This window comes from Neobacillus sp. K501 (assembly GCF_053749995.1).
Window position 1 is genome coordinate 46,179 of record NZ_JBSLYA010000007.1, and the last position, 12,581, is coordinate 58,759.

Consider the following 12,581-nt stretch of genomic DNA (forward strand, 5'->3'; position numbering starts at 1 on the left):
CTTTCTACTCGTTAAACAAGTGACAAGCAACAAAATGACCATTGAGATTGTGTTCCTTCGGTCTTGCTGTTTTACAAATCTCCATTGCTTCCCTGCATCTTGTATGAAAAGCACAGCCTGTCGGTGGATTCGCCGGGCTTGGAAGCTCTCCATCAATTAAGATGGTCTCTCTTTTGATATCTGGATCTGGAATAGGCACAGCAGAAAGGAGGGCTTTGGTATACGGATGTTTCGGATTTTCGTATAGCTCTTCACTATCTGCTAATTCTATTAATCTACCTAAATACATCACACCAACTCGATCACTAATATGACGAACAACCCCTAAATCATGAGCGATGAATATGTAGGTAAGCTGAAATTCCTTTTGAATATCCTTCATTAGATTCAGCACCTGTGCCTGAATGGAAACATCCAGTGCTGAAACTGGCTCATCCGCAATAATGAGCTTTGGTTTTGTCATTAATGCCTTGGCAATTCCAATCCTTTGGCGCTGACCGCCACTGAATTGGTGTGGATACCTTTTGGCATGATAGCTACTTAAACCAACAACCTCAAGCATCTCTTTCACACGTTTTTTGCGTTCTTCTTTCGAGCCAATGCCATGAACAATTAAAGGTTCCTCCAATATTTGTTCAATCGAATGTCTAGGATTTAAGGAAGCATACGGATCTTGAAATACCATTTGAATATCACGGCGTGTCTTCCTTAATTCTGTTTTGGACATGCTCGTAATCTCTTTATCTTCAAAAATGATTTTTCCATCACTCGCTTCAATTAAACGCATAAGGAGTCTGCCAGTTGTTGATTTCCCACAACCACTTTCACCGACAATTCCGAGTGTTTCTCCTTTTTTCACAAAAAAGGAAACATCATCGACAGCTTTTACTTCACCTTGTTTTCTTCCTAATATTCCTCCCGTAATTGGAAAGTATTTTTTCAGGCCATTGACCTCAAGAAGTAATTCCGACATACTCTTCGCTCCTCTCATTTAATGTATGTAGGAAGCATCTTACTTCATGTCCCTGTTTTTCCATTTTGATTAATTCAGGAGACTCTTCCAGACATTTTCCAAAAGCCTCTGAGCATCTGGCCGCAAAACGACAACCCTTATGAATCGTACCCGGTGTCGGAACAGAACCTGGTATACTGTAAAGACGATCTTTTTTTCCTCTTAAATCTGGTACAGATTTTAAAAGTCCCTTCGTATATGGGTGTTGCGGGTCTTTCAGAATGGTTCGAACATCACCTTGCTCGACTATTTGCCCGGAATACATAACAATCACTCGTTCGCATATCTCCGCAACTACTCCTAAATCATGAGTAATTAAGATAATAGAAGTATTTGTTTTTTGATTTAAATCTTTCATTAATGCTAGAATCTGAGCTTGAATGGTTACATCGAGTGCTGTAGTCGGCTCGTCCGCAATCAACACCCTAGGATTACATGCCATCGCCATCGCAATCATTACCCTTTGTCTCATTCCACCTGACAGCTGATGTGGGTATTCTTGGAGGATACCTTCAGCTCTTGGAATTCCTACTAATCTAAGTAACTCTATACTTCTATGTTTTGCCTCCGCTTTAGAAAGCTTTGTATGTAATCGAATGGCTTCCATCAACTGATTTCCCACCGTGAAAAGCGGGTTCAATGATGTCATTGGTTCTTGGAAAATCATTGAAATCTGATTTCCCCTAATTTCTCTCCACTCTTTTTCGGAAATATTTTTTAAATCTTTTCCCTCAAATACAATTTCACCGTTCTCAATTTTTCCTGGTGGTGAAGGGATTAATCCCATTGTTGTTAATGAGGTCACACTCTTTCCGCTACCGGATTCACCAACAATCCCTAATATCTCTCCTTCGTTTAATTCAAAGCTGATTCCGTCAACGGCTGGGACGAACTTTTTCCCAGATTGAAACGACACTTTTAAATCCTTTATTTGAAGAATAGGTTTTTTACTCACATTTGCACCTACCTTATAATTTTTTTTTGAATTGAATAATAAAATGAAATATCATAATATAGTAAATTTTATAATTATTATGACATATATTACTTTATTGCTTCTTGCGTAATTTGTCAAATAAGTGAAATTTTTAACATAATTCACTCTATTTTTACTCTTTAGCCCATTAAAAACAAGATGTATTGAAATAAACGATTTTTTTGCTCCATAGATTTAAATTGTTTTTTGGGAAACTATGGTAGGATAAGAGTGTGAATAATATTTTAGAATTGGATTTGGGATGATAAACATGAGAAAACGCTTACTAATAGTTGGATGTATTTTACTTTTTAGTTTGATACTTTATTTTTCCATTCTACACATGAAGATAAGAGAGCATAGCCAATTAGAAACTTCTAATAATGGGGATTATCTGATCATTTTAGGGGCTCGTGTGAAGGGCACTGAACCATCGTTGGCACTGCAGTATCGAATTGAAGCCGCAGCGGAATATTTGAAGAAAAATCCAGAAACAATCGCGATTGCTTCTGGAGGAAAAGGGCCTGGTGAAGATATCAGCGAGGCAGCAGCAATTAAAAATAGCTTATTGGAAGCTGGGATCCATGCAGAGAGGATTCTCCTTGAGGATAAATCTACCGATACCGTCGAAAATATTAAATTTTCAAAAAAGCTACTTACTAATGACTTTGAAACAGGGTTACTTGTAACAAATGATTTTCATTTGTATCGTGCAAAATCCATAGCGAGGGATCAGGGACTTAAGGTTGAAGGTCTGCCAGCAGAAACTCCATTAGTTGCCGTTCCGAAATCCTATGCCCGGGAATATTTGGCGATTACGAAATATTATCTTGAGAAATTCATTAATAGTTTTTAGATAAAAAAATCACCCAGCTGGATGATTCCTGAGAACCCAGTTGGGTGATTTTTTTCTACTTTTTCATTCCTGTGTAAATATGAACGGCATCTCGTAAAAATTCTGCTGTACCTGGCTGCTCTTTGTCATAATACGCTGTAAATCTTTCATCATCCACATACATTTGCGCTAGACCTGCATGGGCCTCTTTGCTGTATTCACTCCAATAATAGGTGAGCCATTGCTTGTGTAAATCAACTGCTTTTTGTGCCAGTTCACCTGCGGGGTCACCAGTTTTAAATGCTTCGGCTAAGGTAAATTGGACTTGATCCGCAAGCGCTGTAACCTCGTCGTATTGTTCCTGCGTCATGTTCATCATTTTTGCATTTGACGCATTTACGGTTTCCTCACCATACTTTTCACGAATTTCTTTTCCGTATTTTTTCTCGTTATCCTCTATCAGCTTTTTCTTAAAGCCTTCAAACTTTTCTTTATTAGACATATTCATTCTCCCTTCTGTTACTGCTATGGTTTTTTCCACATTGGCAATTAATAAATTTAATTGCTCTCTCTTTTCGAGGAGTTTCTCGTGATGTTCACGCAGTGCCTGGGCACCATCGAAGGAAGGCGATGTGACGATATCCTTTATGCTTTCTAACCCAACACCTAGCTCTCTGTAGAAAAGGATTTGCTGTAAGCGATCCACCTCGGCCTGACCATAGATTCGATACCCCGATGAATTGATTCTTGCCGGCTTAAGAATTCCAATTTCATCATAATATCGTAAAGTTCTCGTGCTGACACCTGCGAGACTGGCTAACTTTTGTACTGTATATTCCATTCGATCACCTCCTCATAATCTAACGATACACCTTTACGCTACGTTAAGGTCAACATCTAGTTTGCCTATTTTTTAAAAATTAAAGACCTGCCACTGCAGGTGACAGGTCTTCGATAATTTTTCATTTAATTTCGGCCAAAGCTACTTCTTGGTAAGCTTTAAAGAAGGAGTCACAAAAACGATCCCATTCGTCTGCTGCCTCGATGGAAGCTTCATTCACTTCACCTAATACTGGTCTTTGCATTAGATCTTCAAGCTTCCCGGAGAAATTTTGTATCGTTTCTTTGGTGGCACCGCCTAGTACATTACTAACAAATTCTGACGGTGAATACCACTCTGACACTCTTTGAATATCACGATAAATCTGAGTTAACAGCAGACTACGAGGTCCCTCCCACTGTTCATTCACCACAACATCTCTGAAAATCCTCGGTAATGAAGAAAACTCCTCCATTACACCATGTCCGGCAAAAATTGATATGGCATCACGTAAGATTTCTGCCCCTTCGTTCGTTGCACAGATTTTTTGCAGTAACACTAACTCTCGAAGATTGAACAGTTGTTTCCGAATCTCTATAGGCTGGTCGGAGTGAATACCAGGATTAAGCGGTTTTTCTAATCGTAAGAAAAGATCATAAATTTTAAAGGCGCCGGCAGTTGTCCTTTGGGCGGCATTTTCAATTCCTTTTAGTTTGCTTGCTGATAACGGATAGTCTTTTACCTTCTTGCCAAACACAGTTCTGAATTCACCATACAAATTTGCTTCTCTGGATGCCCGGAGCATAAAAGCAGAACAGGCAATTCCAATTTCAAGACGAGATAGTGTAAGGACGATTCCTACTGCAACAGCAATTCCCTTATCCTTTGGTCCGATTGGATAGGCCAGCGCCCCATCATATTGGATTTCTCCTGTTGGTAATTCTGCTGTTCCTAGCTTCCACTTTATCCGATTAATTTGATAACTGTTTCGTTTTTCCTTCTCTTTATCGCCTGGAAGCCATGATGGCACGATAAAGGTTGAAACTTTATTTGAGCCCGATATTTTAGCGGTTACAACAGAATAATCCGCATGGGCTGCCGAACAGAAAAACTTATTTCCGTATAAACGATAGTACTTACCGTCTGGAACCGCTTCCAATATATTTGCCGGAAGATCGGATCCTCCTTGAATTTCGGACATAAATTGAGCTCCGATGGCAAACTCTCCGTTTATTCCTTCTTTAGTATGTATTAAAATATCTTGAAGTTCAGGAATTTCTAAATTCGGAAATTGATCAAGCAAAGCTATTAGCCCATGGGTGCAGGTCAATGGGCAGGTAACACCGCCTTCACCAATTTGATGAGTTAACATTCGTTTCACAAAGCTTTCCCAAGGGGGCATCTTACTCGAAAACAGCCCTTCACCGAAGACTTCACCTTCTAATTGATGGACTTCCATTGGGCGAACGATCCGATCAATTCGATGGTTAAACGCATCGTAATGAAGCATATACGGTCGGACCTCAGGCCTGGCTATTCGTTCAGCCAGCTGATTCCATTTTGATGAAACCGTCGGTGAAAAAGCGAGGATTTTTTCATGCACCTGTTCATAATCTGAACCAGTAAATTTCTTCACTGCGTTCTGTAAAAACGGGTCATCACGATACCAATCAAGATTCTCACGCCTCGAAACAAACTCATCAAAACTATAAGAATTCTTTCCTCTCGTCTCTGTCTCCTGGGAAGCTAAACTCATCAACACTCACTCCTTCTTAATTTAAATAAACATAATATTCAGTCTAATTATATCATGCCGAGAACGCAAAAAAGAAACAGAAACCAAACTCCTTCTGTTTCTTTTTACCCTTCAAAGTGTCCATCTGGGGTGGACAGTGTCCACGAGCGGTGCCTGTCACCACTTTATCGATACCTATTTACTTAAACCATCCCTTTTCTTTCGATTGGGTGATGGCTTCGATGCGGTTTTTAACGTCTAGTTTGTCGAGGATGGTTGAGATGTAGTTGCGTACGGTTCCGGTTTTGATGCTGAGTTGGTCAGCGATTTCTTGGGTGTTTTTTCCGTTCGCGACGAGTTCTAGTACTTCTTTTTCCCGATCGGTAAGGGGATTTTCTTCACCATAGACATCGTCCATTAGTTCCGGAGCATAGATTCGTTTTCCCTCCATGACACTGCGAATAGAGCTTGCTAGTTCTTCGCTAGGACTGTCCTTTAATAAATATCCCCTAACCCCTGCTTTTAGAGCCCGTTGAAAATATCCTGTTCGAGCGAATGTAGTTAAAATAATGACTTTGCATGCCTGCCCTCTTATCTCTTCTGCTGCCTCAAGACCTGTTTTTCCAGGCATTTCAATATCCATGATGCAAACATCAGGCTTCAACTTTCGGACCAATTCAACTGCTTCGTCCCCATTCGATGCCTTGCCAACTACTTCCATATCGTCTTCCAAATTCAGCAGTGAACCGAAGGCTCCTAAAAGCATTTGCTGATCCTCGGCAATTACAATTTTTATCATTTATTCTCCCTCCCTATCCTCAGGTTTTACGTCATTTGGTACTTTAATCACTAAGGTTGTTCCTTCTTTTGTTAATAGTTCCAAGCTGCCATTAATGAATTCTAACCGTTCTTTCATTCCTAATAGCCCGCTGCCTTTCGATTCAGCATTATCACTGCTTTTAAAAACTCCATCATCATGAATTCTCATCACAATTTCTTTCCATGATTGTTCAATGGATACGGAACAAGCGCTTGCCCCGCTGTGTTTGACCACATTGTTCACAGCCTCTTTCAAACACATGCTGAGAATATTCTCTGTTAACAATGATACCTTTTTAATGGAAACATCTTGGTCACCATTAAATTCTATCTCTGCCGCCTTTAGAATTTGCTTTACCCGGACAATTTCATCCTTCAAGCGGATTCCTCTCATAGAAGATACCATTTTTCTTACTTCACTTAATGCCGTTCTTGCCGTTTGCTGCACATCCTTTAATTCATTGCGAGCTTGCTCAGGATCCTTGGTGATTAATCTTCTTGCCAAATCGCTCTTAAGTCCAATTAACGAAAGTTTTTGTCCTAAAGTATCATGCAGGTCACGAGCAATTCGCTGCCTCTCTTCTAGTTTCACTAATTCCGAAATCCGCTTATTTGCATCCTCTAGTTTTTCTTCCAACTGCCCCATCTCTTTCCGATTATGAATACTAAATGGAAGCAGAATAACACTTATCCAAATGATAATAACGAAGGGTAATTGCTTTAGGAAAAACTCATCCTGCTGGACAATACTAAAATTGATTGATGCAGAGGTACTGATTAAATGGATAAAATATAGCGTCAAAAATGTCATACGCTCTTTAATATTTCCAATAAAATAAGAAAGGAAAAAGGAGAAATACACATAGCTATATAGACTGGTAGAAGTAATCGATATCCCAATAAGGATAAATGTCCATAAATAAACCAGCCATCCTTTAGAAATAAAGGCAATTCGATAGAAAATAAAAAACAGAACCGTAAGGATAATTCCTACAACAATTTTAATCGGAGAAGATTGTTGGAAAATAAAATAAAACGGCAATATGGATAAAATCGTCCAAATATAAGGAGAAATTCCGCTGTTCTTTTGAAATGTTAAATACCTTTTTATCACAGTTAAAACCTCATTAATTCTTAGAATACCTATCTATAAACAATAGTAACACATTTCCCATTTTTCCTTTAAAAGAATAGCCCCAAATTGGATTGGGGCTGAGATGATATTTATGCTTTTTCCGGTCGAAGTACTTTATTATTCTTGACTTGTACTTTTAGCTCTCTAAAGCTAACAAATTTTTTCGCATTTTCATCCCAAAGGCGGAATTTTAAAGAACTTAAACTTGTTGCCAAAGTGATTGTCGGTACATTTTGTAATGGTGGCGTACTGTTATGGACCTCTTCAAGCTTATAATTTGGGACTCTTGGACTTAAGTGATGAACATGGTGGTAGCCAATATTCCCAGTCAGCCATTGGAGAAGCCTTGGAAGTTTATAAAAAGAACTTCCCTCTACTGCCGCTTTCACATACTCCCAGTTTACGTCTTCTTCAAAGTAAGAATCTTCAAAGGTATGCTGGACGTAAAATAGCCAAATTCCCAATGAACCTGAGATTAGAAAGATTGGAGCTTGAACTAATAGAAACGACTCCCAACCAAGCGTCCAGCAAAATAAGCTGACTAATGCCACGATAAAAAGATTTGTAAGGTACGTATTCATCCGTTCCTTTTTACGTGCCCCTTTTCGATTAAAGCGATTCTTTAATAAAAACTGATAGATTGGACCTAACCCGAACATAACGAACGGATTCCGATATAGTCGATACTGCAGCTTCCCCCAAAACGATAACGCCATGTATTCTTCGACAGTTAAAACCCATATGTCGCCAACACCACGTTTATCAAGATTACTACTTGTAGCGTGGTGAACATTATGTTCATGCTGCCATTGACTATATGGAAAAAGTGTTAAGACGCCGGTAATCATTCCAAGTATTTTATTTGCCTGCCGATTCTTAAAGAAGGAATGATGACAACAATCATGAAAAATAATGAATATTCGCACCAAAAATCCTGCCGCAACTATCGAGATTGCAAGTGTCAACAAATAGGATACTGACAGACTTTGATAAGCAAGAAACCAAAGGACAAAGAATGGTACCATTGTATTAACTAATTGCCATACACTGGCTTTTGTCGTTGAGTTTTCATAAGGAGCAACTAGATTTCGCAACTGTTTTTGTTTTTGTTCCATCATCGCATTTATTCCCTTCCTAATTTTAGTAATTTTAGTATAGCTGAATGAACCTCATGTTTGCAGACACACATGTCATGCCTAATACATGATAAATGTCATGTTCCGCTAAAAAATATCGAAGGAGGAGAAGCTCCAGCTGAGCTTCCTCCTCCTCTTTGTTTTCCTCATATGTAATGATCTCCGTTGATAGTATGCACATTTTCCTTATCATTAGTCATTGTTTGTCCTATTTTCAGCATACATTTATAGCAAAGGAGGAGATAAATCATGAATACTTCGCTTTCTGTCATTAGCTTCATTCGCTACGCTGTCGCGTACGTTTTCATTACTTCTGGTGCGTTAAAATTAATCAGTGAAGACCTAGCTAATACCTTTGTCCGATTAGGATTACCTTATCCATCTATCATGCTGCATGTAGTTGCATTTTTAGAAATTATTTGTGGAATCTTGATCCTAACGAATCGTAATGTGAAAAATGCTGTTATTCCCTTAATAGGGATTATGATTGCCGCTCTTCTATTAACAAAGTTCCCCTTGATAAACACAGGAATAATACAATTTGCTTTCCATGCTCGATTAGATATCGTCATGCTTGTCCTATTAGGTATTTTATATACTAGATCCACTTGAATGTTGCAGACCTCCTGATTTTTCTTTTATGATGGGAAGAGAAATTAGATAGGGAGGAGAATGAAATGACAATTAAAGAAAAGGTAAAACAACTCCCCTCTACCCCCGGAGTCTATTTAATGAAAGATTCACAGGAAACGATTATTTATGTTGGAAAAGCAAAAAACCTAAAGCGCAGGGTGCAATCCTACTTTCAAAAATCAAAAGCACATCCGCAAAAAATAAAGAAAATGGTTAGCAACATTAAAGATTTTGATTTTATTCTTACTGATACAGAATTTGAAGCATTTATGCTTGAATGTAAATTGATTAAGGAGCATAAACCTTTATTTAATAAGAAAATGAAAAGTTCAAATTCGTATGTTTATATAGTGGTTCATTTGGACCGAGAACTCCATCAAATAGAAGTCACTAACAACCCCATCCGTAGAGAGGGGAAATTATATTTTGGTCCCTTTATAAGCAGACACACAGTGGACAAAGCAATCGTTTCGTTAAAAGAAAACTTTAAAATTCTTTGCAGTAACCCCTCGAAAAAGGGCACAGCCTGTTTAAATCATTCCTTAGGTCTATGTATGGGTATGTGTTTAGGCGGTCCTATTAAACACAAGCATAACAAAATAATCCAAAATATCATCTCGTTACTTTCTGGTCAGGACTTGGGTATGCTCAATGAATTGGAACAAAAAATGGATTTTGCGGCGGAGCAATTTGATTTTGAAACAGCTGCAAAGTATAGAGATTATATAAGTGCAATTAATTTTCTTATAAACAAAGAAAAAGTCATTGACTTTACGGAAGAAAATAATAATATAGCCGTGATTGAATTTTTAAATGAAAGCACATTTAAGCTGTTCCTTATTAAGCGGAATAAAATTCTATTCAGTGATAAGTATGTCTTACATCCGTCAAATATTGAACATCTTGCGGCAAACATGACCTACTTTGATCAATCTACTGTAAATCCACCTGTAAGCAGAGACGAAATTGATGAAGCTCAAATTATCTATAGCTATTTAAACAGTAGTCACTGTGAATTTATGAAGATTCCAAACAAATGGTTACAAGAAAGCGATATGAGCAGCTTAAGAAATGCTCTAACCTCATTATTATCCCTCAATTTTAAAAGCCCTCAATTGTCTCCATGACACCGAGGGCTTTAATCCTTTAATACGAATTTTCGTATATTAAAAATCTCTCATTCACATTTTGTTCGTACATACCATGAAGTTTAATCTCTCGCTTAAGTGTAAAAGGAGTTTGATTCTCCAGGAAAAAGATATAATCCTCTGATGGATAATACAAGATTATTTCAATATCACGTTCGAATTGTTCTACAGAGCCTAAAATATTTATTATGATTTTCATAAAGATCTGGATGGAGAATGGATTAAAAAAATAGAATCGATTATCCTCTGGCTGAATCTCATATTCTTCTGCTTTACAATGAAGAAAGTGAATTTTATCCTTTCTTTTCCTATGCTTCTCCAAAAAACGTTTTTTGTTTTCTAGTGCATCCTGAAAAAAGCTTTCATTCATTTCAATCCCCATTACGGTCATATGAAACCTATGATGAAGGAAGAAGTTTAACCTCCCTTTACCACAGCCAAAGTCAACAATCTGATCACTTTGTTGTAATTCATAATCGGCGAATAGCCTTTCCAATGCACTATAGGGCGTAGGCTCATAACGATGATAATGCAAAGACTCACTAAATCCTTTTTGAACTCCCACTGTTTTAATATTTAAGAGTGCATCATAATATTGGTCATTCATTTTTCACACCTACTCAGCATACTAAAAGCTGTCCAGCGAAGGACAGCTTTTTCTCATTATGAAAAAATACTTTTGATGCTATCAAACAAATTTTTAAAGAAATCTGAAACAGCTTGAAGGAATCCCTTATCTCCGACTGCTTCTTCAATTCGTTGTTGGATATCTTGGGATAGATTCTCAAGTTGAGATTTAACATTATCAAAATTGATATTTAAGTCTCTCATTTTTTCAAACAGGTCAATCAGTAGCTGACGATCTTCCGCACTTAAGTTAATTCCTAATGCTTTGAGCTTATCATCGATGATTTTTTCTATTTCTTCTTTTGTCGCTGGATTTTGTTCTGCGATTTCTTTTTTAATTTCTGTCAACAGTTCACTTACTTTATCTTGATCCAATCCTTCTTTTTTAGCAAGGTCAGTCGCTAGGTCCAATTCTTGATTGGCAACTTCTGTTCGATCTTTATCAAGTCCAGCTCCTTCACCTGCATCATACGCTTTATAAATCCCAACAAGGGCAGAATGTCCGCTGACTTTTACAGGAGATGCTACATCCACTACCGCATCCTCTATACCTGCCGTTAATAAAGCATTGGCATACATTTCATCGGTAACCTCAGTGATATTTTCAGGCGTTACCTGATTAATCTTAAGCCCCTCACCCGAGTCTTTTCTGGTGATTTTAGCTGAGGAGTACATATTCGAGTGCCTGTCACCTTTAATATAGGTGACTAAGTCTTCTCCCGTAACCGTTATTTCCTTTACCTTGCTCGTGTCTGTTACTTCTAAGAGCTTTCTTACTTCTTCATTTTGCGCTGGAGATAATGCTTCCCCATAAACGACAATTGGCAGGCCAAATTTTTCATTTATACTTTCTTCATCATTTCCGTTGGAGGCAAAAACCATGCTAGAACTACTTAGTAATAAAATCAATGCTAATAAACCTGTCTTAAAAAAACGTTTAAAACTCATAAGTGACTCTCCTTGTTTAGAAAAATAATGATTCCACTCTTATTATAGACGTTTTTTACAATAATGGAGTTTCAAAAATTTTTTCTATATAAAAAAGCCGCGGGAATCCCTCAGCTTTCATGATCTTTTAGCTCATCTATTAATTGTTTTGTCCTTTTTGCATTTCCCTCGGCAAAGTTTTCGAGACGCTCTTTTAGTTCATCATCATCATGTACACGTTCTGCAGTAATGAGATAGGTGCGCATTAAATCCTCTTCTATTTCAATGGAGTGTTTAAGGACTTCCTCAAGTTTTTCCTTTTCCTCATTTTTGCTGTTAAACATTTTCAAATCCCCCTTTCCACTTTTATCATTCTCTTTTTATTTTCATGATATCCATTCAGTAACCAAGGGATATATTTATTTCTCATGGAAAAAGTAATGTTATAAATCATGAATGGAGGTTGTCAGTTGATTAATCAAAATACCAGTAATAGTATCATTTTCACGCCTTTAAACACAGGTAATCCTCAAAACGAATCGAATGTAAAATTAAATGAGGATCAATACGAGGTTTATGTTAATGAGAATTTTGTTGGTCATAAAACTCTAAAAACCCAGGGAGAAAACATTACTGACATTGATTCCTTTTTACGAAACCAAGGAATTAATACTTTTTCAACTTCATTAGATGGTGATCACTATAATATTCAAACGAGCGATAATGCCAATAAAATCATGGATGCGTTAACTGTTTACTTTCATAATCGCTAAACCGC

14 protein-coding genes are annotated in these 12,581 nt (G+C 37.6%); 4 read left to right on the forward strand and 10 right to left on the reverse strand.

Features of this window, described 5'->3' with window-relative positions; translation table 11 throughout:
* Positions 1-4: 4 nt before the first annotated feature.
* A complete protein-coding gene (locus ACWM35_RS16015; protein WP_454819804.1) occupies positions 5-973 on the reverse strand; it encodes an ABC transporter ATP-binding protein in 969 nt (322 codons plus the stop codon).
* Entirely contained in the window at positions 954-1,967 is a 1,014-nt protein-coding gene (locus ACWM35_RS16020; RefSeq protein WP_454819805.1) for an ABC transporter ATP-binding protein, read from the reverse strand. The genes ACWM35_RS16015 and ACWM35_RS16020 overlap by 20 nt, the downstream gene beginning before the upstream one ends.
* A 286-nt stretch (positions 1,968-2,253) precedes the next feature.
* Here ACWM35_RS16020 and ACWM35_RS16025 point away from each other — a divergent pair, with 286 nt between their 5' ends.
* Positions 2,254-2,844: a YdcF family protein gene (locus ACWM35_RS16025; protein WP_454820082.1), complete on the forward strand. Its 591-nt coding sequence runs from the start codon at positions 2,254-2,256 to the stop codon at positions 2,842-2,844.
* Between the two features lie 55 nt (positions 2,845-2,899).
* Here the strand turns inward: ACWM35_RS16025 and ACWM35_RS16030 are convergent, their stop codons facing one another.
* From ACWM35_RS16030 to ACWM35_RS16050, 5 genes are all read right to left on the reverse strand, one after another.
* Positions 2,900-3,664, reverse strand: coding sequence for a MerR family transcriptional regulator (locus ACWM35_RS16030; protein WP_454819806.1), 765 nt, complete (start codon positions 3,662-3,664; stop codon positions 2,900-2,902).
* Positions 3,665-3,785: 121 nt separating this feature from the next.
* Positions 3,786-5,399, reverse strand: a complete 1,614-nt coding sequence (locus ACWM35_RS16035) for an acyl-CoA dehydrogenase family protein (RefSeq protein ID WP_454819807.1) — start codon at positions 5,397-5,399, stop codon at positions 3,786-3,788.
* 178 nt (positions 5,400-5,577) lie between these two features.
* Entirely contained in the window at positions 5,578-6,177 is a 600-nt protein-coding gene (locus ACWM35_RS16040; RefSeq protein ID WP_454819808.1) for a response regulator, read from the reverse strand.
* Complete coding sequence (locus ACWM35_RS16045; protein ID WP_454819809.1) at positions 6,178-7,311, reverse strand: sensor histidine kinase; 1,134 nt, start codon at positions 7,309-7,311, stop codon at positions 6,178-6,180. It lies immediately after the preceding gene.
* A 110-nt stretch (positions 7,312-7,421) separates the two neighbouring features.
* On the reverse strand, positions 7,422-8,450 hold the full coding sequence (locus tag ACWM35_RS16050) for a fatty acid desaturase (RefSeq protein ID WP_454819810.1): 1,029 nt from the start codon (positions 8,448-8,450) through the stop codon (positions 7,422-7,424).
* Positions 8,451-8,717: 267 nt separating this feature from the next.
* Between ACWM35_RS16050 and ACWM35_RS16055 the strand changes: the two genes are divergently transcribed.
* Positions 8,718-9,080 carry a DoxX family protein gene (locus ACWM35_RS16055; protein ID WP_454819811.1) on the forward strand — a complete coding sequence of 121 codons (363 nt, stop codon included), beginning with the start codon at positions 8,718-8,720 and terminating at the stop codon, positions 9,078-9,080.
* Between the two features lie 65 nt (positions 9,081-9,145).
* A complete protein-coding gene (locus ACWM35_RS16060) occupies positions 9,146-10,228 on the forward strand; it encodes a UvrB/UvrC motif-containing protein (protein ID WP_454819812.1) in 1,083 nt (360 codons plus the stop codon).
* Positions 10,229-10,247: 19 nt separating this feature from the next.
* Here the strand turns inward: ACWM35_RS16060 and ACWM35_RS16065 are convergent, their stop codons facing one another.
* From ACWM35_RS16065 to ACWM35_RS16075, 3 genes are all read right to left on the reverse strand, one after another.
* Positions 10,248-10,856 (reverse strand): methyltransferase, encoded by a 609-nt coding sequence (locus ACWM35_RS16065; protein ID WP_454819813.1) that lies wholly within the window; start codon positions 10,854-10,856, stop codon positions 10,248-10,250.
* Between the two features lie 56 nt (positions 10,857-10,912).
* Positions 10,913-11,824 (reverse strand): DUF1002 domain-containing protein, encoded by a 912-nt coding sequence (locus ACWM35_RS16070; RefSeq protein ID WP_454819814.1) that lies wholly within the window; start codon positions 11,822-11,824, stop codon positions 10,913-10,915.
* A gap of 110 nt (positions 11,825-11,934) precedes the next feature.
* Entirely contained in the window at positions 11,935-12,147 is a 213-nt protein-coding gene (locus ACWM35_RS16075) for a hypothetical protein (protein ID WP_454819815.1), read from the reverse strand.
* Between the two features lie 126 nt (positions 12,148-12,273).
* On the opposite strand from ACWM35_RS16075, the gene ACWM35_RS16080 reads away from it, so the two are divergent.
* The gene (locus ACWM35_RS16080) at positions 12,274-12,576 is read left to right on the forward strand and encodes a hypothetical protein (protein WP_454819816.1); all 303 of its coding nucleotides are present in this window, start codon (positions 12,274-12,276) and stop codon (positions 12,574-12,576) included.
* The last annotated feature ends 5 nt before the right edge of the window (positions 12,577-12,581 follow it).

Excerpts from the sequence above, each read along its gene's own strand:
- ACWM35_RS16015 (WP_454819804.1), bottom strand. The coding sequence starts at position 973 with ATGTCGGAATTACTTCTTGAGGTCAATGGCCTGAAAAAATACTTTCCA.
- ACWM35_RS16030 (WP_454819806.1), bottom strand. The coding sequence starts at position 3,664 with ATGGAATATACAGTACAAAAGTTAGCCAGTCTCGCAGGTGTCAGCACG.
- ACWM35_RS16035 (WP_454819807.1), bottom strand. The coding sequence starts at position 5,399 with ATGAGTTTAGCTTCCCAGGAGACAGAGACGAGAGGAAAGAATTCTTAT.
- ACWM35_RS16040 (WP_454819808.1), bottom strand. The coding sequence starts at position 6,177 with ATGATAAAAATTGTAATTGCCGAGGATCAGCAAATGCTTTTAGGAGCC.
- ACWM35_RS16050 (WP_454819810.1), bottom strand. The coding sequence starts at position 8,450 with ATGATGGAACAAAAACAAAAACAGTTGCGAAATCTAGTTGCTCCTTAT.
- ACWM35_RS16055 (WP_454819811.1), top strand. The coding sequence starts at position 8,718 with ATGAATACTTCGCTTTCTGTCATTAGCTTCATTCGCTACGCTGTCGCG.
- ACWM35_RS16060 (WP_454819812.1), top strand. The coding sequence starts at position 9,146 with ATGACAATTAAAGAAAAGGTAAAACAACTCCCCTCTACCCCCGGAGTC.
- ACWM35_RS16065 (WP_454819813.1), bottom strand. The coding sequence starts at position 10,856 with ATGAATGACCAATATTATGATGCACTCTTAAATATTAAAACAGTGGGA.
- ACWM35_RS16070 (WP_454819814.1), bottom strand. The coding sequence starts at position 11,824 with ATGAGTTTTAAACGTTTTTTTAAGACAGGTTTATTAGCATTGATTTTA.
- ACWM35_RS16075 (WP_454819815.1), bottom strand. The coding sequence starts at position 12,147 with ATGTTTAACAGCAAAAATGAGGAAAAGGAAAAACTTGAGGAAGTCCTT.